Origin of the sequence: Hymenobacter armeniacus (assembly GCF_014699055.1) — a bacterium.
In the GTDB taxonomy this organism is placed as follows: Bacteria; Bacteroidota; Bacteroidia; order Cytophagales; family Hymenobacteraceae; genus Hymenobacter; species Hymenobacter armeniacus.
On the sequence record NZ_JACXAC010000002.1, the window covers coordinates 467,030 to 488,917 of the forward strand.

Sequence of the window (21,888 nt, forward strand, 5' to 3'; positions counted from 1 at the left end):
AGATTTTCATAAGGGAAGAATAAGGAGAACGGGGCAAAAACGAAAATCAGGCCGAAAACGCCGGAACCCAGCGCCGGGCGGCGGTGTCTTTCCAACGCTTCGGCCCAACGCCAGCTGTTGTATCTTCGCGTATGCCGCTGCTGTACTTGCTGGTCAGTTATTTAACGCTGTTGGTTTCGGGGCCTGCGCCGCGGGCCACGGTCTACGTTTTTCTGGCCGATACCTGCCCCATCAGCCAGGCGGCCACGCTGCCCTTGCGCGAGCTGCACGGCCAATACGCGGCGCAGGGCGTGCGGTTTGTGGGCGTGTTTCCGGCGGCCGACGCCACGCCGGCTGCCCTGGCCGCCTTCGCCAAAACCTACCAGCTGCCTTTCCCGCTGCAAGCCGACCCTGGCCACCGGCTCACCCGGCAGCTGCAGGCCCGCGTGACCCCGGAGGCCGTGGTGCTGGGGCCCGATGGCCGCACCGCCCTCTACCGCGGCCGCCTGAACGACGCCTACGCCGCCCTGGGCCAGCACCGCCCCGTGACGCGCCGCCACGAGCTGGCCGACGCCCTAGCCGATGTGGTGGCCGGCCGGCCCGTGGCCGTGCCGCGCACCGAGCCGGTGGGTTGTTTTATTGAGTAAATTTGAGGTTAGAGCTTGCCCTATCTGCAAAAAAAAGTCGTCATGCTGAGCGTAGCCGAAGCATCTCTCCCGCAGGACTAACTCTGAATTACTTGCGCAGTAGAGATGCTTCGGCTGCGCTCAGCATGACGTTTTAATTATTATTCATGAAACACCTTTTCTCCCTTCTTTGCTTAACCGCTCTGCTGGCGGCGCCCCGCGCCCAGGCCCAAACCGGCGCGCAGGTCACGTTCAGCCAGCACATTGCCCCGCTGGTGTACCAGCATTGCACGCCCTGCCACCGCACGGGCGAGGTGGCCCCGTTTCCGCTCACCACCTACGCCGAGGTGGCCAGCCACGCCCAGACCATTAAATACGTGACGGGCACCAAGTACATGCCGCCGTGGAAGCCCGACGCCAACTACCGGCACTACCTCGACGAAAACACCCTCACCACCACCGAAATCCAGCAGATTCGGGACTGGGTCGACAATGGCATGCCGCAGGGCAACGCCGCCCAGACGCCGCCCGTGCCCACGTTCCCCAGCGGCTCGCAGCTGGGCACGCCCGACCTGGTGGTGCCCATGCGCCAGGCCTTCACGCATCAGGGCAACGGCCAGGACATGTACCGCATTTTCGTGCTGCCCGTGAACCTGCCCGCCGACCGCAACATCGCCGCCATCGAGTTTCGGGCCGGCAACAAGCGCATCGTGCACCACGTCATCATCGGCATGGACACCACCCAGCAGGCCCAGGCCCTCGACGCCGCCGACCCCGGCTACGGCTACACCCGCTTCGGGGGCTTCGGCTTCAGCCCCGTGGAAGAGGTGTTCGGCGCCTGGGTGCCGGGCATGCAGGCGCGCTTTTACCCCACGGGCATGGGCAAGAAGCTGTACCGCCGCGCTTCGCTGCTGCTCCAGATTCACTACGGCCCAAACTTCGTGACGCAGAAGGACTCGTCGGTGGTCAATATTTTCTTTGCCCGCCAGCCCGTCACGCGCTTCGTGCAAACGCTGCCGGCTATTTCGCCCAGCGTGCTCACCAACGGACCGTTTGTGATTCCGGCCAACCAGACCAAAACCTTCCGCGCCCAGCTCACGGTGCCCGCCGACGTCACGGTGCTCAGCGTGTCGCCGCACGCCCACCTGCTCAGCAAAAGCTGGAAGGTGTGGGCCGTGAAGCCCAACGGCGACACCATTCGGCTGGTGAAAATTAACGATTGGGACTTCCGTTGGCAGGGCACCTACCGCTTCACCGGCTTGCAGCGCATCCCCTTCGGCTCGCGCCTGATGGCCGAAGCCACCTACGACAACACCGCCAACAACCCGCGCAACCCCAACAACCCGCCCCAGCAAGTGACCTGGGGCGAAAGCACCACCGCCGAGATGCTGCTCACCTATTTTGAGCTGCTGCCCTACCAGCCCGGCGACGAAAGCATCGTGCTCAGCAGCCTGCCCGGCGTGGCCACCACCCCCGGCACCGTGCAAATGGCCGTGTTTCCGAACCCGGCCAGCAGCGGCGGGGCGGCCATCAGTTTCCAGCTGGCCAAGCCCGGGCCCGTCAGCGTGGCGCTGGTCGATGCCACCGGCCGCGTGGTGCGCACGCTGGCCCGCGAGAAGGCCTACCCGGCCGGCCCGCAGCAACTCCCGCTGCCGCTGGAGGGCGTGGCCGCCGGCATCTATTTCGTGAAGCTGGAATCGAACGAAGGCACGCGGAACGAGAAGCTGGTGGTGAAGTAAATACATGCTGGCGGACGCCTCACCCCCGGCCCCTCTCCAAAGGAGAGGGGTGCCAGTCGATGACTTTTTGTTTGGAAATAGTGTGGGTCCTGTGCCGTGCGGCTCCCCCTCTCCTTTGGGAGAGGGGCCGTAGGGCGAGGCGCCACGTCTGCGCAGACCTGCCCATCTTTGCCCCATGAACATCTTATACGGAGTGCCCGGCGAGGGCCTGGGCCACGCCACCCGCAGCAAAGTCGTCATCGGCCATCTGCTGGCGCAGGGCCACCAGGTGTGCGTGGTGAGCAGCAGCCGCGCCTACAAAATGCTGGCCGCTGCCTTCCCGGGCCGGGTGCACGAAATCCGAGGTTTTCACTTGGCCTACAAGGGGCTGGCCGTGAGCAAGCTGCGCACGGCCGCGCTCACGCTGCGCACCGCGCCGGAAGACCTGCGCATCAACTTCGCGAAGTACCGCGAGCTGCTCTGTGACTTTGAGCCCGAGGTGGTGGTGTCGGACTTTGAGTCCTTCACCTACCTATTTGCCAAGATGCACCGGCTGCCCGTGGTCAGCATCGACAACATGCAGATTATCAGTCGGGCCAAGCTGAACGTGGCGGTGCCCAAAGCCGAGCGCGGCAACTTCAACCTGGCCAAAAGCATTGTGCGGGCCAAGCTGCCGCACAGCCGCCACTACTTCGTCACCACCTTCTTCGACCTGCCCCTGCAGAAGGAGCGCACCACGCTGGTGCCGCCCATCATCCGGCCCGAAATCCTGGCCGCCAAGCCTTCGAAAGGCGGGCACGTGCTGGTGTACCAGTCGGCCACCACGCAGCAAAACCTGGTGCCCCTGCTCCAGCAGCTGCCCGACCAGGAGTTTCGCGTCTACGGCTTCAACAAGCAGGAAAGCTATGGCAACGTGCAGCTCTGCGCCTTTTCCGAAGCCGGTTTCATTGCCGACCTGGCCAGTGCCCGCGCCGTGGTCACCAACGGCGGCTTCTCGCTGATTTCGGAAGCCGTGTTTCTGCACAAACCCATTTGCGCCATTCCCATTCCGGCGCAGTTTGAGCAGTGGCTGAACGCGGCCGAAGTGGAAAAAATGGGCTACGGCCGCCATTTTGAGGCCATCACGGCCGACAACCTGCGCGCTTTCCTCTACGGCCTGGCCAATTTTGAAAAAGCCCTGTCCGGCTACCAGCAGGAGGGCAACGAGGTGCTGTTTGCGCGCCTCGACGAGGAGCTAAAGGAAATCGGCAGCCGCCACCTGCCGGCCGAGCCCGCGGCGCAGGAAGCCTCGTGGGGCGGAGAGTAGGCATTGCTTGGATAGTGTAGAGACGCATACTTGCGTCTCGGTGGCCGCGCCGTGTGGGTGTCGTTCAAATGTCATTGTTCAACGGCGAGACGCAAGTATGCGTCTCTACATCGTTCGCGCTACATTTACCGCATGCCCCACCGCTCCTCACGATTCTGGCCGTTGCTGCTGTTGCTGGCCGGCTGCGTTCGCACGCCCCGGCCCAGCGCCGGCCTCGCCAATAAGTACCACGACGCCACCATTCGGCAAATTGGCACGGCGCAGGACGAGCGCAACACCGCCGCGCTGCTACCCTCCCTGGCCGATTCTAACCCTACCTACCGCCGTGAGGCTGCCCTGGCGTTTGCCTCGGTGCAGGCGCCGGCCGCCGTGCCCGGCCTGCTGCTGCTGCTGCGCGATGCCGACCTCAGCGTGCGCTGCGCCGCCGCGTATGCCCTGGGCCAAATCGGCGACAGCGCCGCCGTGGAGCCCCTGCGCGTGCGCGTGCAGGCAGAGGACGACCCCGTGGTGCGCCGCTACGTGCACGAGGCGCTGGGCCGCACCGTCACGCGGCACAGCTTGCCCCAGTTGTGGCGCGTCGAAACCCGAAACGATACTGCCCGGGTGGCTGCCCTGGCGTATGGCCTGAGCCGGGCCGCGCTGCGCGGCATCGGTTCACCGGAAAGCATTCGTCAAACCGTTGCCTTGCTGAATACCCCCAAATTGCCAACCCGGGCGCGGGTGCTGGCTGCCGTGGGCCTCTCGCGCACCCGCGGGCTCGATGCCGAGCTGAAAAAGCAGGGCGAAACGACCTTGTTGCGCCTTGCACAGAAAGACCGGTCGTATGCCGTGCGGGCGTCTGTTGCCACCACTTTGGGCAAAATTGCCGCCATTCCGGTGCCCGCCGATGCATTGGGCCGGAAAGGCGCAGGCGGCGCGGCCGCCACCCTGACCCGCCTCGCCACTAAGGACGCGGATTACCGCGTGCGGCTGAGCGCCATTCGTGCCTTGCCGTTCGACCAGGAAAACTACCCGGCCAGCCGCAAAGCCGTCTTCACGGCCCTGAACCGCGACCAGCCCGCCGTGGCCCTCACGGCGGCCGAGTGGCTGCTGGCCCACGCCAAAGGCGAGTCGGGCGCGGCCCTGGCCGCGCTGGCCGATGGCAACAAGCAGGCCTCGCCGCGGGTGCGGGCGGCCCTGCTGCAAGCGGCTGTGCGCCACGCCAGCCCGGCGGCCCGGCCCAGCCTGGTCGAGACGCTGCAGAAGCGCTTCAACAGCGCGGCCGACATGTACGAAGGCTCTTTCCTGATTCAGGCGATGGGGGAGGACCCGGCGGCGTTTGACTTCGTTCGGATTCAGGCGTTTGCGCCGCAGCAGGTGCCCGTAGTGGCCGGGGCCGCGACGGCGGCGCTGCTGGCCATGCGCCGCAATCCTGATTTCCCGGTGGCCAAACAGGCCGATTTTGCCGCCGCCATGCGCCAGGCTCTGGCTGGCGGCGACGTGGCCCAGCTCGGCACCGCCGCCGAAGCCTACGCCGACGCCAAACTCTTTCCCGAACCCCAGGCCGCCGACCTCGCCGCCCTGCGCCAGGCCCAGGCCAAGCTGCGTCTGCCCCGCGAAATTGAGGCCTGGCAGGGTTTGCAGCAGGCCTTGGATAAGCTCGAAAAAAAGGCAGCGCCCACGCCGTCGCCCCTTGCCACGGCCGCCCAACACCCCATCGACTGGGCCGTGGTGCAGGCCGTGCCGCTGGGCCAGCAGGTGCGGCTGCGCACCAGCAAAGGCATTATTCTGCTGGAGCTGAAGCCCAACGAGGCGCCTGGCGCAGTGGCCAGCTTCGTGGCGCTGCTCAACGAGCATTTCTACGACAAGCTGTACTTCCACCGCGTGGTGCCCAATTTCGTGGCCCAGGGCGGCGACCCGCGCGGCGACGGCAACGGCAGCGCGCCCTACAACCTGCGCTCCGAATTTGGCGACCTGCACTACCAGGAAGGCAGCGTGGGGCTGGCCTCGGCCGGCAAGGACACCGAAAGCTGCCAGTTCTTTATCACCCACACGCCCACGCCGCACCTCGACGGCCGCTACCCCATATTTGCGCAGGTGGTGGGCGGGCTGGACGTGGTGCACAAGCTCGACATCGGCGACCAGATTCTGGGCGTGGAGCTGGTGACCGTGAAGTAGGGGCGGGGCCAAAAGCAATTGGCTTTTACTTTTACGTGATGCAGGCCGACCTGATGTATAACTACCTGAACTGGGACCCGGCCATTCACCATAGTATCGGCCGCTACCACGGCGTGCTACGGCACACGCGCAAGATTATTCGCGAAATTGACGCCCACCAAGCGCACGAGTAGCGCGGCTTTCTACGTTCCTTTCCTTTCTTTTTGCTATGAATCAAGTTGCTACGTACGCCCAGCAGCTCCAAACCCTGGTTATGCTCTACCTGCCCCGCGTGTTCATGGCCGGGGTGGCGCTGGTGGTGGGCTGGTGGCTCATCGGCTGGGCCAGCCGGCTGATTGCGGCGGCCACCACGCGGCTGGACGTGTCGCTGGCTTCGTTTCTGACCAGTTTGGTCAACATCGTGCTCAAGGTGCTGCTGCTCATTACGGTGGCCGGCATGGTGGGCTTCGAAACCACGTCGTTTGTGGCCATATTGGGGGCCGCGGGCCTGGCGGTGGGCCTGGCCCTGCAGGGCACGCTGGCCAACTTCGCGGGCGGGGTGCTCATCCTCATTTTCAAGCCCTACGTGGTGGGCGACACCATTGAGTCGCAGGGCAAGTCGGGCGAGGTGCGGGAAATTCAGATTTTCAACACCATCCTCGTCACGCCGCAGGGCGACACCATCATCCTGCCCAACGGTGCCACGTCCAACAACGTCATCGTGAACAAAACGGCCCAGAACAAGGCCCTGGTAGAGATTGTGGCCGACCTCGACAACGCCACCAACCTCGACGACCTGCGCGGCTGGGCCATTCCGCTGATGCAGGCCGACGAGCAGGTGCTGGCCGCGCCCGCCCCGCAGGTGGCCGTCACGGCCCTCAAGCCCGGCGGCATGACGGTGGCCTTCCGGGCCTACACCGCCGCCGGCCACAACGGCCCCGCCCAGGCCCGGCTCATCGAGCAACTGCAGCGCGGGCTGGCCCAGCAGGGCGTTGGCAGCCCCGTGCCGGTGCAGCACAGCTACGTGCGCACCCTGCCTAGCTAAGCCACCGGGCAGATACGCACACCCTTGTCGCATTCAGCGTAATACCACCACCCCGGGGCTTCGCCGCGCTGACCAGCGCCGAAGCGCCCACGCCGTCGACCGGGACGAGCAAAGCCACAGGCCCATGACGCACGCGGAGCTAGAACACGCATTGGCCCAGCAGCAAGCCGAGAACGCCATCTTGCGCGCGGCCCTGGCCCAGCGGCCCGCCCCCGGCCCGCCGCCGGCTTGGCCCAGCCAGGAGCAGTTGCTGCTGATGCAGGAGCTCTACACGGCCGTGATGCTCACCGATGCCCACTGCTCGGTGACGTGGGTAAACAAAGGATTTACGGCCCTCTGCGGCCTGCTGCCGCACCAGGTGCTGGGGCTGCACCCGCGCACCTTTCTGCGGCCCGGCCTCACGAACGCGCAAACGCTGAAGTACATCGAAGACGGCCTCCAGCAGCAGGTGCCGTTTCAGTACGAAGTGCGCAACCCCGGCTTCCCCGACCGCTGGATTCGGGTGCGGGCGCAGCCCCTGCACAACGAGCGGGGCGAGGTGGTGATGGCCGGCCTGCTCGAAGACATCACGGACTGGAAAAACGCCCAATCCAGCCTGGCCGAGAGCGACGTAAGGTTTCGGGCACTGGCCGAGAACGTGCCCGGCGTGCTGTACGAGTGGCGCGAGAAGACCGACGGCGCGGGCCACTTCCGCTACGTGAGCCCCAAGCTGTGCGAGTTGTTCGGCGTGCCTTCCCACGACGTGGGCCGGGTGCTGCACTACGTGCACCCCGAGGACCTGGAGCCGATGCTGGAATCCATTCGGCGGGCCAACCGCGACGGCACGCCGTGGTTTTTTGAGGGGCGCGTGGTGGCGCCGGGACAGCCCTTGCGCTGGTTCCGGGGCAGTTCGGTGGCCACGGCGCGCGACGCGGGTGGCATCACGTACAGCGGCATTCTGCAGGACATCACGGACCTGAAGCAAGCCCAGACCGCCCTGCGCGAAAGCGACCTGCGCTGGCGCCTGGCCGTGGAAGGCTTCGGCGACGGCTACTGGGAGCACGACCTGCGCACGGGGGCCGTCTTTTATTCGGCCGACTACCGCGCCATGTTGGGCTACAGCGAAGCCGAGTTTCCCAACGACTACCGCAGCTGGCACTCGCGCGTGCACCCCGCCGACCTGGAAGACGTGCTGCGAAACATCGCCACCCACTTGCGCGGCGACTCGCCCCTGATGAGCGCCGAGCTGCGGATGCGCTGCAAAGACGGCAGCTACAAATGGGTGCTGAGCCGCGGCCTGGTCACGATGCGCGCCCCCGATGGCAAGGCGCTCATGTTCACGGGCATGCACACCGATATTTCGGAGCTGAAGCAGGCGCGCGAAGCCCTCGACGCCTCCAACCGCCGCTTGACCACCGTCATTGCCAACTTCCCCGAAGGCGTGGTGCTTGAGGACGAGCAGCGCCGCATCGTGTTCACCAACGAGGCCTTTTGCCGCTTGCTCGACGTGCCCCTCACCCCGGAGCAGCTGGTGGGGCGCGAGGGGGCCTGGCTGGCCGAGGGGCTGCGGGGCGCCCTGCAGCACCCCAACCGCTACGTGGCCCGCATCACGGCCCTGCTGCTGCGCCGCAAGCCCGCGGTGGGCGACGTGCTGGCCCTGCGCGACGGCCGCATTCTGCAGCGCGACTTTGCCCCCATTTTCGACCAGGACCGCTACATCGGCCACCTCTGGAAATTTGAGGACATCACAGCCCGCAGCCGCGCCGAAGCCGACCTCAAGCGCCGGGAGGAAAAGTACCGCGGCATCATCGAAAACATGTCGCTGGGCTTGGTAGAGGCCGATTTGGACGACCACCTTCTCTACGCCAATCAGAGCTTTTGCGAGATGACCGGCTTCTGCACCGACGAGCTGGAGGGCCGCAAGCTCTCGCCGCTGCTGCTCAGCGGCGAGAGCCTGGAACTCGTGGAAAGCAAGCTAGCAGTACGCCAGCGCGGCATTGCCGATTCCTACGAAATTGCCGTGACGACCAAAAGCGGTGAGCTAAAGTGGCTGCTGGTGAGCGGGGCCCCGCTCTACGACGACGACCAACGGCTGGTGGGCTCCATCGGCATCTACCTCGACGTGACGCCGCAGAAACAGCTAGAAGCCAGTCTGCGCGAGGCCAAAGCGGTGGCCGAAATCAGCTCGCGGGCCAAGCAGGATTTTCTGGCTAACATGAGCCACGAAATCCGCACGCCCATGAACGCCATTCTGGGCATGAGCCAGCTGCTGGCCAAAACCGCCCTCAGCGCCCCGCAGGCCAGCTACCTGCACGCCATCACGGCCTCGGCCGAAAACCTGCTGGTCATCATCAACGACATCCTCGACCTGTCTAAAATCGAGGCCGGACGCATGGCCGTCGAGCATATCGGCTTCAGCGTGTGCCGCGTGTGCGCGCAGGTAGAGAAAACGCTGCAATACAAGGCCGAAGAAAAAGGCCTGAGCTTCGTGACCAGCTGCGACCCTGCCATGCCCGAGGTGCTGCTCGGCGACCCCTACCGCATCACCCAGGTGCTGCTCAACCTGGCCGGCAATTCCGTGAAATTTACCGAGCGAGGCGCCGTGCACGTGTCGTGCGCCCTGCTCGAAACCACCGCCGCGGGCGAGGCCGTGGTCGAATTCACGGTGCGGGACACGGGCATTGGCATCGACGCAGATTACTTGGCCCAGGTGTTCAACGACTTTAGCCAGGAAGACTCGTCGGTATCGCGCCGGTTTGGGGGGACCGGCCTGGGGCTGGGCATCAGCAAAAAGCTGGTGGAGCTACTGGGCGGCGAGCTGCGCATCGAGAGCCGAAAAGACCACGGCACCGTGAGCCACTTCACGCTGCGTCTGCCCGTGGGCAACGAGCACGACGTGCCCCGCAAGCCCACCGCCGACGCGGCCGGCCCGCCGCAGGACCTGCGCGGCAAGCGCGTGCTGCTGGTCGAAGACAACGCCTTCAACCGCATGCTGGCCGGTATTTTCCTCGCCAACGCCGAGCTGGACGTGACCGAGGCCAGCAATGGCCAGGTAGCCGTGGACCTCGCCCGCCAGCAATGCTTCGACCTCATGCTGATGGACGTGCAGATGCCGGTCATGAACGGCTACGAGGCCACGGCCATTATTCGGCAGGAGCTGGGCCTGCGCACGCCCATCATTGCGCTCACGGCCAACGCCATTAAGGGCGAACGCAGCAAGTGCCTCGCCGCGGGCATGAACGACTACCTCACCAAACCATTCCAGGAAGCCGAGCTGGTGAAAATGGTGTACGACTGGGTAGCCGGGCCTTTTGCAATGAGTGATGAGCCCACAGACTCGCACCCAGCGCGTGACGACGCATAATGGTTTTTACGCGTCATTGCTCGCTCATTCGCTTGCCGTTCGTTGCTAATTATTCACCAGCTTGAGGGCGCCTTCGCCGTAGCGGGCGCCTACCACCGGGTGCGCCGCCAGCAGGGCCGCCAGCCACTTCCGTTCCTCGGGCGTCAACGTCACCGCAATGGCGGCCGCGTTGTCTTCCAGATACTTCCGGCGCTTGGTGCCCGGAATGGGCACGATGCTGTCGTCCTGCGCCAGCAGCCAGGCCAACGCCAGCTGCGCCGTGCTAATGCCTTTTTCGGCAGCTAGTTGGCGCAGGCCGGCCACCAGCGGCGCATTGGCGTCGCCCACTTCCGCGCCGAAGCGGGGCAGGGCGCGGCGCATGTCTTTTTCGGCCAGTTGCGGGCCGGGGTCGGTGAGCAGGCCGCGGCCCAGCGGCGAAAACGGCACCACGCCGATGCCCAGCTCGCGACAGGTAGGCAGGATTTCCGCTTCCACGTCGCGGGTGAAAATGGAATATTCCGACTGCAGCGCCGCAACGGGATGCGTGGCCGCCGCTCGCCGCAGCGAGGCTGCCGAGGCTTCCGACAAACCCAGAAAGCGCACTTTGCCGGCCTGCACCAGCGCGGCCATGGCCCCTACCATTTCCTCCACGGGCACTGCCGGGTCGATGCGGTGGGCGTAATACAGGTCGATGGTGTCGACGCCCAGGCGCCGGAGGCTGGCATCGCAGGCGGCGGCTATGCGCTCGGGGCGCACGTCGACTTTGGCGCCGCCCGCCCCATCGGCCACAAAGCCAAACTTGGTAGCCAAAAACACTTCCTGGCGATGCGTGGCAAGCGCCTTGCTCAGCAGTTCCTCGTTGGCGCCAAACCCGTACACGTCGGCCGTGTCCCAGAACGTGACGCCCAGTTCCAAGGCGCGGTGCAGCGTGGCAATGGCCTCGCGCTCGTCGCTGGGGCCATAGGCATAGTCAGAAGCCATCGACATGCAGCCCAGGCCGAGGGCCGAAACCTGCTGGCCGGTACGGCCGAGTTCGCGTGTTTGCATGGTAGTCAACAGGGTAGGGGAGGGCGTTCGGGTAGTGGCAAAACGGTCATGTCAAAGGCCCGCCGTGTCGGGCGCCGCCGCGACACGGCGGGCCTTTGCATGCACACTTCTATTTCTCTTCGCGGCCGTGCACCTGCGCCGGGGGCGAAGTCGCTTCCACGGCCGTGAAGGCTTCCAGAATCTTGTAGGTGTGCTCGGCATCTTTGGGCACTACCCAGGAGTTGCCGGGTTCGAGCAGCACCATTTGGCCGGCCAAATGGAATTCTGCCCGGCCGCTGAGCACGTAGCCCACGGTTTCGTAAGGACGCGAGGCCGAGGCCTTGGGCTCGCCGGGCTGCTCGTTTTCCCACATGCGCATGGCCACTTGCTTGCCCGAGGCGAGGTATTTTTCGCCATCAGCGCCTTTGGGCGAGTGCTTGGAATCGACTTTGATGATGGTGGTGTCAGCCATAAGGTGTTGGATTAAGAAAGGGAGGAAGTATCTTTTGGCCGGCTGCCCTTCGGGGCGGCTGCCTGTGCGCTAACGGCCAAAATCCCCTCGCCGTTGCTGCGGGCTGCCACAAACCTTCGTTGGGCCGCGCGGTTAATCCCCCCGGTTCTTACCCTCCTTTTTCAGTGCCCGTGCTTCCCGATTCTTTTGCTGCCGAGCTGGCCCTGGCCCACGCCTCGGTGCCCGATGCCCTGCCCGGTGCCGCCTTCTGCGCCCTCGCCGACGGCTTGCTGGCCCTGCTCTTCCCGCAGCGCGCCGAGCGCCCCCTGCCCAACGCCGACGTAGTGGCCGCCGAGCTCTACCATTTCCGGTCCGAGCTGGCCGTGCTGCTGGCCAAGGTGCCCCACCTGCCGGCCCCGGCCGCCGCATTGGCCGACGAGTTCACGGCCCAGCTGCCGGCCCTGCGCGCGGCCCTGCTGCGCGACGCCAGCGCCATCTTGGCCAGCGACCCCGCCGCCCAGGGCCTGGCCGAAATCATCGGCTCGTACCCCGGCTTTTATGCCACGGCCATGTACCGCATCGCGCACGCCCTGCACCAGCGCGGGCTGCCGCGCCTGCCGCGCCTGCTCAGCGAGCACGCCCATCAGTGCACCGGCGTCGACATTCACCCGGGCGCCCAAATCGGCGCTGCCTTCTGCATCGACCACGGCACGGGGCTCGTCATTGGCGAAACCGCTGTCATCGGGGCCAACGTGCAGATATACCAGGGCGTGACCCTGGGCGCCCTGAGCGTGACCAAAGGCTTGCAGGGCACCAAGCGCCACCCCACCATCGAAGACCACGTGGTGATTTATGCGGGCGCTACCATTCTGGGCGGCAGCACGGTGGTGGGCGCGCACAGCATTGTGGGCGGCAACGTGTGGCTGACCGAGAGCGTACCCTCGCACTCGCGCGTGTATCACCGCGCCCACATCAACATTTCCCGTTCCGTAGACCCCGCGGCGGAGCTGGTGTTTTCGATTTGAAAATAGGTGAATGGGCGAATGGCTGAACGGGTGAATGAATTCCCGAGAAGCCATTTGCTCATTCAGCCATTCGCCCATTCAACCATTCATCCATCGTCAAAATGAAAGCCAATACCATTCTCGACACCATCGGCAACACGCCGCTGGTGCGCCTCAACCGTTTGTTTGCCCAGGTTCGCCCCGATGTGGAGGTGTGGGTGAAGCTGGAGCGGGCCAACCCCGGTGGCTCCATCAAGGACCGCATTGCCCTGAGCATGATTGAGCAAGCCGAGCGCGACGGCCTGCTTACCAAAGACAGCCTGATTGTGGAACCCACCTCTGGCAACACCGGCGTGGGCCTGGCCCTGGTGGCCGCCGTGAAGGGCTACAAGCTCACCCTCGTGATGCCCGAGAGCATGAGCATTGAGCGCCGCCGCCTCATGGCCGCCTACGGCGCCAACCTGGAACTCACGCCCCGCGAGAAAGGCATGAAGGGCGCCATCGAGAAAGCCCAGGAAATTGTGGCCAATACGCCCGGCGCCTGGCTGCCCATGCAGTTTTCCAACCCCGCCAACCCCAAAATCCACGCCGAAACCACGGCCCAGGAAATTCTGCGCGACGCGCCCGAAGGCTTCGACTTTCACATCACGGGCGTGGGCACCGGCGGCCACATCTCGGCCGTGACCGAAGTGCTCAAGCCCCACTTTCCCGGCATGAAAACTTTTGCCGTGGAGCCCGAGGCCTCGCCCGTCATCAGCGGGGGCGCACCGGGGCCGCACCCCATTCAGGGCATCGGTGCGGGCTTCATCCCCGACAACCTGCACGTGAACGTGCTGGACGGCGCCATTCAGGTATCGCAGCAAGAGGCCTACGAGATGACGCGCCGCGCCGCCCGCGAGGAAGGCCTGTTCGTGGGCGTGTCGTCGGGGGCGTCGCTGGCGGCCATTGCCAAGAAGCTGCCCCACATGCCCGAGGGCAGCCGCGTGCTCACCTTCTGCTACGACACCGGCGAGCGGTACCTGTCGGTGGAAGGCCTGTTTGTGTAAAGCCACCTGCCCCGAAACGCCGCTTGGGGCAGGCCAAACAAAAAGCCCGACCGGTTTCCCGGTCGGGCTTTTTTATTCACTTCTGTGGAGAATATCGGAGTCGAACCGATGACCTCTTGCATGCCATGCAAGCGCTCTAGCCAGCTGAGCTAATCCCCCAGAATTGTTGATTACCGCGGTGCCTATTGCGCTTTGGTTCGACAAAAGTACGGCCCGCCGCCGGTTTGGCAAGGCCACGGCGTACTTTTTTCTGCCAAAATCCGCAAGCCTCAAACAATCAGCCACAAAAAAAGCGGGCAGGAAAAGCTTCCTGCCCGCTTTCCGGGTCAAACCGGGCTTAATGGCCTAGTTGAAGATGTAGCGGATGCCCACCTGCGCCTGCCAGCGCGAGCCCAGGCCGCCGGTGTCGCTGCGGAAGGTATCGGTGAGTTTCACGCCGGGCGTCACCGTGTTGTCGGCGTTGCGCACCGGGTTGGTGAGGTAGGGGAAGTTAAAGTTGGGGCGGCCCTGCGCGTCGTAGCCCACAAAGGTGAGCGGGTTGGTCACGTTGGGCGTGCGGAAAGTGCCCCAGCTGCTGTTGAGCAGGTTGCCGATGTTGAACACGTCGATGCTCAGCTGCAGGGTGTTGCGGCTCTCGCCGATGTTGGTGAAGATGTCTTGCAGCAGGCGCACGTCGAGGCGGTTTTGCCAGGGGCGCACGGCGCCGTTGCGCTCGGCGTACTCGCCGCGGTGCTTGCTGAGGTAGGCGTCCTGGCTGATGTACTTGTCCAGGTCGTTCCACTGGTCGGCGGCCGAGTAGATGCCGCCACCCTGCGCCGCGTTGAGGGGAATGTCGCGCAGGGCAATTTCGGACTGGTTGCGCGGGATGTACATCAGGTCGTTGCCCGAGCCGCCCGAGCCGTCGCCGTTCATGTCGCCGGCGTAGGTGTAGGAGAAGCGGCCGGCTGGCGCAGCTTCGTAAAACAGCGAGAGCGTGGTGGCCAAGTGGTTGATGTACTCACGCTTGTACGACACCGAGGCAATGACGCGGTGCTGCTGCAGGAAGTTGGAATAGCTCAGCACGTCGGCGTTGGGGTCGCCCGATACGGGGCGGTCGCGCCAGTTGGTTTGGGCAATGGTGCCGCCGTCGTTCACCGAGCGGGCGTCGGTGTAGGTGTAGGCCACGCTGGCGTAGAGGCCGTTGCTGAACGACTTCTGCAGCTGCCCGGTCACGGAGTACGAATACCCCTTGTTGGTGTTCTTCATCAGAATGGCGTCGGTGATGACGGGGTTGGCCGCCGATACGCCGCCCTGGCCGTTGTAAATGCGGTTGGTGGCAATGAGGCTGGGCTGGGCGCTGGCGCCGGAGCCCACCGAAGCCGTGGTGTAGAGGCCGGCGTTGGGCCCGGTGGTGTTGATGGTGCCGAAGCGGTAGAAGATGGGGCGGTTGTCGGGGCCGTTGGCTTGGCCCACGGGCTGCGGCAGGTTCACGTTCTGGAAGTACACCGCGTTCAGGTCCTTGGTGTACAGGGCTTCGAGCGTGGCAATGATGCCGGCGCCGAGGTCCTGGTCGAGGGCCAGGTTGGTGCGCCACACCTGCGGGAATTTAAAGTCGCGGGCCGTCACGGCCAGGTTGTACTGGGTGTTGGCCGCGGCGCCGTTGGGGCGGTAGGCGTTCACGTCGGGCGAGAAGTAGTTGCCGGCCGTGGCCACGTCGGCGCCAGAGCGCGAAAACGAGCCAAACTGCACGCCGTTGTTGCCGGCCTGGTTCGACAGCCACACGAAGGGGATGCGGCCCGTGAAAATGCCCGTGCCGCCGCGCAGCTGGGTTTTGCGGTCGTCGTTCACGTCCCAGTTGAAGCCCACGCGGGGCGAGAGCAGGATGCTGCGGGTGGGCAGCTTGTCGGTTTCCACCTTCACGCCGTCGCGGAAGGTGAGGTTGGCCGCGTTTTGGTTGCGGGCAATGTCGGAGTAAATCACCGGCAGGTCGCCGCGCAGGCCGATGGTCACTTTCAGGTTGCTGCGGGGGCTCCACTCGTCTTGGGCGTAGAGGCCGAACTGGGCCGCCTTGGTCACGGCGAAGGGAAACGAGCCATCGGGCAGGGCCGAGTAGGAGAGCTGGTAGCGCTGCGGGTAGGCCAGCGTGCCGGTGGTGTTGGCCACGGGGTTGCCGGAGGCGTCGCGGGTGTAGCCGAGCGGGGCCGAAGCCGTGCGGGCGGCGGCGTAGAAATCGTCGAGCCCGTTGAAGGCGTAGGCGCCGTAGTAGTTGGGCGAGAAGCCGTTGGTGAACTTGTAGAACTCGTTGTAGGTGCCCACCGTCACGTTGTGCTTGCCCATGAAGATGGTGAAGTTGTCGCCAATCTGGTACACGTCCGAGTTCAGCACGTTGAAGGCCGAGAACGGCTCGTAGCCAAACGAGGTGTAGCTGTTGGCGGCGTTGATGCTGCCGCCGGCCGCCGTGCGGGCCGTGGCCGTGCCGATGTCGACCAGCGGAAACGAGCCCCCGCCGGGGCTTTCGCGGAAGTCGCGGAAGGCCGAATAGCCGGCCGTCAGGTTGTTGGCGAAGCGGCTGGTGAAGGTGCTGTTCAATTCGGCAATCACCGAGTTGAGGTTGTTGTTGATGGTGTAGTACGACGAGAAGAACGGCAGGCCGAACTGCGACTGCGAGCGGCCGATGTTCGACGGCCCCAGCGCGCCGGAGCCGCTCGGGGGCACGTCGCGGTACGACTGCAGGTAGTTGTACTTCACGCTCAGGCGGTGGTTGGCGCTGATGTTCCAGTCGATTTTGGCCGTGGCCTTGCGGCTGAAGGTGCGCAGGTTGTAGTTCTCAAAATCGCCGGGATTGTAGCCGTAGTTCGACACCAGGAAATTGCGCAGAATGGAGAGGTCGCGCGCCGTGGCGGCCGAGGTGGTGGAGTTGGCGCCGGGGGCGGCCACGCCGTCGCGGTTGGCGATGTAGTTGCCCGTGGGCGGGTCGACGCGTGTTTCCTGTTCCCCGTTGACGAAGAAGAACAGCTTGTCTTTGATGATGGGACCGCCCAAGCGGAAACCGAAGTTCTTCAGGTTGAAGTTGGGGTAGTCCTGCTTGAAGTCGCCCACTTTGTTGCCCACCAGGTTCTGGTTGCGGTAGAAGCCGTAGAGCGAGCCGCTGAACTTGTTGGTGCCGCTGCGGGTCACGGCGTTGATGCCGGCCCCGGTGAAGGAGCCCTGGCGCACGTCGTAGGGCGCAATGCTCACCTGAATCTGGTCGATGGCGTCGAGCGAGATGGGCTGGGCGTTGGCTTGCCCGCCTACCGTGGAAGACAGGCCAAACGAATTGTTGAAAATGGCGCCGTCGATGGTGATGTTGTTGTAGCCCGAGTTGCGGCCGCCGAAGCTCTGGCCGTTGGCCTGGGGCGTGAGGCGCGTGAAGTCGTCGAACGAGCGGCTGATGGTGGGCAGGCGCTCAATCTGCTCGCGCTGCACCGTGGTTTGGGCGCCGGTGTGGTCGGCGTTCATGATGGGGTCGCGGCGGCCGCTCACGGTCACCTCGCTCAGCTCGGTGTTGCTGTCGCTCAATTGCTGGTCGAAGCGCAGGTTCTGGCCCAGCGTCAGGTACAAGCCGTCGCGCACCAGGTCTTTGTAGCCCACAAACGTGACTTTCACGGTGTAGGGGCCGCCCACGCGCATATTCTGGATGTTGAAGCGGCCGTCGGCGTTGGTGGGCGCCACATACTGCGTGTTGGTGGGCGTGTGGGTGGCTATCACCGTGGCGCCGGGCAGGCCTTGGCCCTTGGTGTCGGCGATGAGGCCGCTCATGGCGGCGGTGGTAGCGCCTTGGCTCCAGCCCTGTTGGGCCGTGAGGAGTAGCAGAACCACCGCAAATAGGGTGTATATAGACAACTTCTTCATACAAAAGAGTTTGGTGAAACTATGTCAAAGAGTAGGACTGAGGCGCCCCGTGCGCTCTCCCAATTTAAGAAAAAGAAAGCCCATTTGGGTAAAGCGGAAATACGCCGCTTAACAATTACATAACAGGGCAAAAAAAGAGGCAGGGATAATGCCCTGCCTCTTTTTTGGAATTGCTTACACAGCTGATGTATTAGTTGAAGCTGTAACGCACGCCCAGCTGGCCCTGCCACCGCGAGAAGAAAGGCGCAAAGTCGTAAGGACGGTTGGTGATGGCGAACGTCGAGGGGAAAGAGAAAGTCGGCTGCGCGCCGGGGGCCGTGCTGTTCACGCGCAGCAATTCGGTGGCGTTGTTGGCCACGGTGTACTGGCGGCCCCAGTCGTTGTTGAGCAGGTTGCCCACATTCTGAATATCGAAGGTCACTTGGATGCTGTTTTTCTTGCCGCCGGCCATGAAGTTAAAATCCTGGGCCACGCGAAGGTCGATTTGATGAGTCCAAGGCAGACGCGCGGCGAAGCGCTCGGCTACCTGGCCGCGGTGCGTGCGCAGGTAGGGGTCGTTCTCGATGAAAGCATCCAATTGGTCTTGAATCTCGGTAATCGTGCGGGGGTCAGCCACACCGTTTACTGAGGGCGACTTTTGCAAGTTGATTTCGTTGATATCGCGCACGTTGCGGGGAATGTAGAGCAGGTCGTTGCCGGTGTTGCCGTCGCGGTTCAGGTCAGAATTCTGGCCGTAGATGTAGGTCAGGGGCTGGCCCGAGAGGCCTTCGTAGAACAGGGTGATGCCGGTGGCCAGCTTGTCGTTGGCGTAGCGGAAGGTGTAGCCGGCGCTGCCGATGACGCGATGGCGTTGGTCGTTGCGCGAGTAGCCCAACTCGGGGTTGTTCGGGTCGTACTGAATCTGGTTGAACTGGTAGTTCGACGAAGCGGTGCTGCTCGAGCCGCTGTTCACTTCTTTCGATTCGCCGTAGGTGTAGGCGGCGGTAGCGTTCAAGCCGTTGTTGAAGCGCTTCTGCAATTGGAAGGTGGCGTTGTAGCGGTAGCCCTTGCTGGTGTTGTCGAGCAAGTACACGTTGGTGTAGCGCTGGTCGATGCGGCGAGCGGCAGAAGAAGCGCCGTATATGGGGCGCTGGTCGGGGCCAGCGAGGCGTCCCACCGGGTCGGTCAGGTTGATGTCTTTGTAGTAGATGTCGTTGATGGTCTTGGAGTAAATGCCCTCTAAGGTAGCCACTACATCGCCGGGGAGGCGGAAATCAACGGCTAGGTTTGAGCGCCACACCTGCGGGAGCTTGAAGTCGTTGCGCACCAAGTTGATTTGGCTGGTTGGCACCGAGCTATAGCCCGTGGCAATTTCGCTAGATGTCAGTTTGATATCTCGTAGAACGGGCGAGGACGCCGTGCCCAGCACCGCCGGGTTGCCGCCGGCCGCGGGGGTGAAGGGAATGGCGGCCGTGCCGGTCTGGTCCACCGAGCCCTGAATGATACCGCTGTTGGTGTAACTGTTCGAAATCCACACGAAGGGCACGCGGCCGGAGAAGATACCGGTACCACCACGCAACTGTATTTTGGCGTTGTTGTCTACGTCCCAGTTGAAACCCAAACGGGGCGAGAACAGCAACTGGCCGTTGGGTGTATTGGTTGTTTTGTAGTCGGTGTTGAAGCCTGGGTTGGCACCGTTCACGAAAGTGTTGAACGCCGTGTTGTTGCCCGGCTTGTCGATGAATAGCGGCACGTCGACGCGCAGGCCGTAGGTCAGTCGCAGATTTTCGATGGGGGTGTACTCGTCTTGCACATAAAAGCCGAGTTGGGCAGCCTTGAATCTGGCTTCGCCGTTGTCTGCCGTGGGGTAGCTGGCCTGAATGCGAGTAGCGCGGCCTCGCTCAAAGTTCTCAATGCCTGAATAGGCTGGAACGCGGGCTATAGCGTTAGTGGTGGCAGTAGCAGGCACTGCACGGATGGAGTCGGTGGCGCCGAAGATGTAATAGCCGGCGCCGTTGTTCAAGAACAAGTTGCGGAACTTAAAGAACTCGTTGTGCGTGCCAATGGTGATGGTGTGCTTGCCGAAAGCTTTGGTCAGGTTATCGGTGACCTCCACAATGTCTTGGTCAAGCTGGTTGGCCACAGAGCTACGCTCTTGGCCCAAGTTGTAGGTATTGCCGTTGTCCACAATCTGGTATGCCGGACCGGGCGCACCCAGCACGTCGCGCGAGTCGCGGATGGCCGTGTAGGTTAGGATGAGCTTGTTGGAGAAGCCACCCGAGAAACGCGAGTTCAATTCGGCAACCGTGCTGTTGGTCAAGTTGTTGAATTTGTAGGCATTGTTGCTGAAACGCACGTTGTTGGCGGCACGTGTAATGTTGTCATCGAACGCTTTAACGAAGTTGTGGCGCAGCGTCAGGGTGGTGTTTTCCGAAATGTTGAAGTCCAGACGAGCAAAAATCTTGTTGCTTTCGGTGCGGCGCGTCAACTCGTTGCCGTAGGTGCCGGGGTCGTAGCCGCCATAGATGAGTTGGCCTGCGCGCGGGTGACCAGCAGGGTACACGGCCGTCAGCGAAGCCTTGCGGATGCGGTCAAGGTCGGCCGTGGTCACGCGCGAGTCGCCGGTGCCGGGCACGAAGGCGAGGGGCGTATTTACGCGGGCAATTTCGCCGTTCAGGAAGAAGAACACCTTGTCTTTCACCACGGCGCCGCCCACGCGGAAACCGGTGGTATAGTTCGAAAACTGGTCAGCTTTCACACGGGGCTCGGTCACGCTCTTGCCAATGGTGTTCTGGTTGCGGCCGAAACCGTAAACCGAAGCCGACAGGTCGTTGGTACCCGAGCGGGTGATGGCGTTCACGCCGGCGCCGGTGAAGTTGCCGAGGGTCACGTCGTAAGGCGCCAGCACTACCTGAATCTGGTCGATGGCGTCGAGGGCGATGGGGTTGGTGTTGGCTTGGCCGCCGGGCGTGCCCGAACCCGCCAAACCGAACACGTCGTTGTTCACGGCGCCGTCGATGGTGATGTTGTTGTAGCGGTTGTTGGCGCCGCCAAACGACGAGCTGCCGCCGCCGCCCGCCTGCGGCGTGAGGCGGGTGAAGTCGTTGAGCGAGCGGCTCAGGGTGGGCAGACGCGTGATTTGCTCGCGGCTGATGTTGGTTTCGGCACCGGTGCGGCCGGCGTTGATAACCGGGTCGCGGCGGCCGCTCACGGTCACCTCGGTCAGTTCAGTGGTCGAGGTGGTGAGGGCCACGTCTAGGCGCAGGTTCTGGCCCAGGGCCAGGAAGATGTCGCCCCGGTTTACGTCTTGGTAGCCCACAAAAGTGATTTTCACCGTGTAGGGGCCGCCCACGCGCATGCCTTGAATGTTGAAGCGGCCATCCGAGTTGGTGGGGGCCACGTACTGCGTATTCGTAGGAGTGTGTACTGCGATAACCGTGGCACCGGGCAGGCCTGCGCCGTCTTTGTCGGAAACCACCCCGCTCATGGCCGCGGTAGTGGCCCCCTGACTCCAGCCCAAGTGAGCCGTGAGGAGCATCAACGCCACCAGGAAAAAATGGCGTAAACGTGAATTATTCATACAAAAAAGAGTTGGTGAAACAGTGGGATAAGTAAAATACAGGTGAGTGCAGCAGGCAATGCAAAGGTAACGCCGGGGCGAAAGAGCCAATATTATGGGAGTTTTACCATTAACCCGGCAGGGCACATCGAAGCGTTAGCTCCGCAAAGGTAGCGGCGGAATATTACAAACGAGGCCGCACCGCGCGAATAAACCGGCTGAGGTAATAATCGGACTCTAGGCTGTTCTCCACCACCCCCAGCGAGGTCGAGGCATGGATGAAATCCACGCCTTCTTCGTCGGACACAGTGACCAGCCCCACGTGGGTGATGGCGCGGCTACCGGGCGAGGCGCCGAAAAACACCAAATCGCCGGGCTGCAGGTCGGTGCTCTTGATGGGGTCGCCCCATACGGCCTGCTCGTTTGACGAGCGCGGGATGCTGACGCCGGCCGCGCCAAACGACAATTGCAGCAGCCCCGAGCAGTCGAGGCCCAGGCGCGTGGTGCCGCCGTAGAGGTAGGGGGTGCCCTGGTAAGAACGGGCCGCCTCAATCACCGAGGCCAGCGTGCCGGTGGCGCTGCCCATGCGGGCCGGGCGCTTCACCACCTTGTTTTTGCCGCCGCTGGGCGTGGCGCTCACCACTTTCACCTTGCTGCCGGGGCGGGTGGGCGCGGCGCGGCCGCCTTTTTTCAGCCGGACCATTTCGCGGGCCGAGCGGTACTGGCCGTCGCGGTAGTTGAGCTTGCGGTGGCAGCTGGCCAGCCCGAGCAAAGTCAGCAGCAGCACCGGTAGTATCTTCGTTGTCGCCCTCCTCATTGGC

At 63.9% G+C, this 21,888-nt stretch carries 14 protein-coding genes and 1 tRNA gene; 9 read left to right on the forward strand and 6 right to left on the reverse strand.

Annotated elements, in window-relative coordinates; genetic code table 11:
* The first annotated feature begins 131 nt into the window (after positions 1-131).
* The 7 genes from IC234_RS06425 (at position 132) to IC234_RS06455 (ending at position 10,153) form a co-directional block, all read left to right on the forward strand.
* Entirely contained in the window at positions 132-626 is a 495-nt protein-coding gene (locus IC234_RS06425; protein WP_190923026.1) for a redoxin domain-containing protein, read from the forward strand.
* A 146-nt stretch (positions 627-772) separates the two neighbouring features.
* The gene (locus IC234_RS06430; protein WP_190923027.1) at positions 773-2,344 is read left to right on the forward strand and encodes a T9SS type A sorting domain-containing protein; all 1,572 of its coding nucleotides are present in this window, start codon (positions 773-775) and stop codon (positions 2,342-2,344) included.
* A gap of 175 nt (positions 2,345-2,519) precedes the next feature.
* Positions 2,520-3,629, forward strand: a complete 1,110-nt coding sequence (locus IC234_RS06435) for a glycosyltransferase family protein (protein WP_190923028.1) — start codon at positions 2,520-2,522, stop codon at positions 3,627-3,629.
* A 132-nt stretch (positions 3,630-3,761) separates the two neighbouring features.
* Entirely contained in the window at positions 3,762-5,786 is a 2,025-nt protein-coding gene (locus IC234_RS06440) for a peptidylprolyl isomerase (RefSeq protein WP_190923029.1), read from the forward strand.
* 35 nt (positions 5,787-5,821) lie between these two features.
* Positions 5,822-5,959 carry a hypothetical protein gene (locus IC234_RS06445; protein ID WP_190923030.1) on the forward strand — a complete coding sequence of 46 codons (138 nt, stop codon included), beginning with the start codon at positions 5,822-5,824 and terminating at the stop codon, positions 5,957-5,959.
* A 35-nt stretch (positions 5,960-5,994) separates the two neighbouring features.
* Positions 5,995-6,810 (forward strand): mechanosensitive ion channel family protein, encoded by an 816-nt coding sequence (locus IC234_RS06450; protein WP_190923031.1) that lies wholly within the window; start codon positions 5,995-5,997, stop codon positions 6,808-6,810.
* Between the two features lie 124 nt (positions 6,811-6,934).
* Positions 6,935-10,153 (forward strand): PAS domain S-box protein, encoded by a 3,219-nt coding sequence (locus tag IC234_RS06455; protein WP_190923032.1) that lies wholly within the window; start codon positions 6,935-6,937, stop codon positions 10,151-10,153.
* A 45-nt stretch (positions 10,154-10,198) separates the two neighbouring features.
* Here IC234_RS06455 and IC234_RS06460 read toward each other — a convergent pair whose 3' ends face one another.
* Entirely contained in the window at positions 10,199-11,179 is a 981-nt protein-coding gene (locus IC234_RS06460; protein WP_190923033.1) for an aldo/keto reductase, read from the reverse strand.
* Positions 11,180-11,288: 109 nt separating this feature from the next.
* On the reverse strand, positions 11,289-11,630 hold the full coding sequence (locus IC234_RS06465) for a cupin domain-containing protein (protein ID WP_190923034.1): 342 nt from the start codon (positions 11,628-11,630) through the stop codon (positions 11,289-11,291).
* A gap of 170 nt (positions 11,631-11,800) precedes the next feature.
* Between IC234_RS06465 and IC234_RS06470 the strand changes: the two genes are divergently transcribed.
* Together IC234_RS06470 and cysK are read left to right on the forward strand one after the other, a co-directional pair.
* Positions 11,801-12,634 carry a serine O-acetyltransferase gene (locus IC234_RS06470; protein WP_317173337.1) on the forward strand — a complete coding sequence of 278 codons (834 nt, stop codon included), beginning with the start codon at positions 11,801-11,803 and terminating at the stop codon, positions 12,632-12,634.
* Positions 12,635-12,735: 101 nt separating this feature from the next.
* Complete coding sequence (gene cysK / locus IC234_RS06475) at positions 12,736-13,659, forward strand: cysteine synthase A (RefSeq protein WP_190923036.1); 924 nt, start codon at positions 12,736-12,738, stop codon at positions 13,657-13,659.
* A gap of 85 nt (positions 13,660-13,744) precedes the next feature.
* Here the strand turns inward: cysK and IC234_RS06480 are convergent.
* The 4 genes from IC234_RS06480 to IC234_RS06500 form a co-directional block, all read right to left on the reverse strand.
* Positions 13,745-13,818 (reverse strand) — tRNA-Ala (locus IC234_RS06480).
* Positions 13,819-14,004: 186 nt separating this feature from the next.
* Complete coding sequence (locus tag IC234_RS06490; protein ID WP_190923038.1) at positions 14,005-17,529, reverse strand: TonB-dependent receptor; 3,525 nt, start codon at positions 17,527-17,529, stop codon at positions 14,005-14,007.
* Between the two features lie 190 nt (positions 17,530-17,719).
* On the reverse strand, positions 17,720-21,088 hold the full coding sequence (locus IC234_RS06495; RefSeq protein WP_190923039.1) for a TonB-dependent receptor: 3,369 nt from the start codon (positions 21,086-21,088) through the stop codon (positions 17,720-17,722).
* Positions 21,089-21,251: 163 nt separating this feature from the next.
* Positions 21,252-21,854 (reverse strand): C40 family peptidase, encoded by a 603-nt coding sequence (locus tag IC234_RS06500; RefSeq protein ID WP_317173338.1) that lies wholly within the window; start codon positions 21,852-21,854, stop codon positions 21,252-21,254.
* Positions 21,855-21,888: the final 34 nt, after the last annotated feature.

What these genes read in the sequence shown, in the direction of transcription:
- IC234_RS06455 (WP_190923032.1), top strand. Translation starts at nt 6,935, where the DNA reads ATGACGCACGCGGAGCTAGAACACGCATTGGCCCAGCAGCAAGCCGAG.
- IC234_RS06440 (WP_190923029.1), top strand. Translation starts at nt 3,762, where the DNA reads ATGCCCCACCGCTCCTCACGATTCTGGCCGTTGCTGCTGTTGCTGGCC.
- IC234_RS06490 (WP_190923038.1), bottom strand. Translation starts at nt 17,529, where the DNA reads ATGAAGAAGTTGTCTATATACACCCTATTTGCGGTGGTTCTGCTACTC.
- IC234_RS06450 (WP_190923031.1), top strand. Translation starts at nt 5,995, where the DNA reads ATGAATCAAGTTGCTACGTACGCCCAGCAGCTCCAAACCCTGGTTATG.
- IC234_RS06495 (WP_190923039.1), bottom strand. Translation starts at nt 21,088, where the DNA reads ATGAATAATTCACGTTTACGCCATTTTTTCCTGGTGGCGTTGATGCTC.
- cysK (WP_190923036.1), top strand. Translation starts at nt 12,736, where the DNA reads ATGAAAGCCAATACCATTCTCGACACCATCGGCAACACGCCGCTGGTG.
- IC234_RS06460 (WP_190923033.1), bottom strand. Translation starts at nt 11,179, where the DNA reads ATGCAAACACGCGAACTCGGCCGTACCGGCCAGCAGGTTTCGGCCCTC.
- IC234_RS06465 (WP_190923034.1), bottom strand. Translation starts at nt 11,630, where the DNA reads ATGGCTGACACCACCATCATCAAAGTCGATTCCAAGCACTCGCCCAAA.
- IC234_RS06435 (WP_190923028.1), top strand. Translation starts at nt 2,520, where the DNA reads ATGAACATCTTATACGGAGTGCCCGGCGAGGGCCTGGGCCACGCCACC.
- IC234_RS06425 (WP_190923026.1), top strand. Translation starts at nt 132, where the DNA reads ATGCCGCTGCTGTACTTGCTGGTCAGTTATTTAACGCTGTTGGTTTCG.
- IC234_RS06430 (WP_190923027.1), top strand. Translation starts at nt 773, where the DNA reads ATGAAACACCTTTTCTCCCTTCTTTGCTTAACCGCTCTGCTGGCGGCG.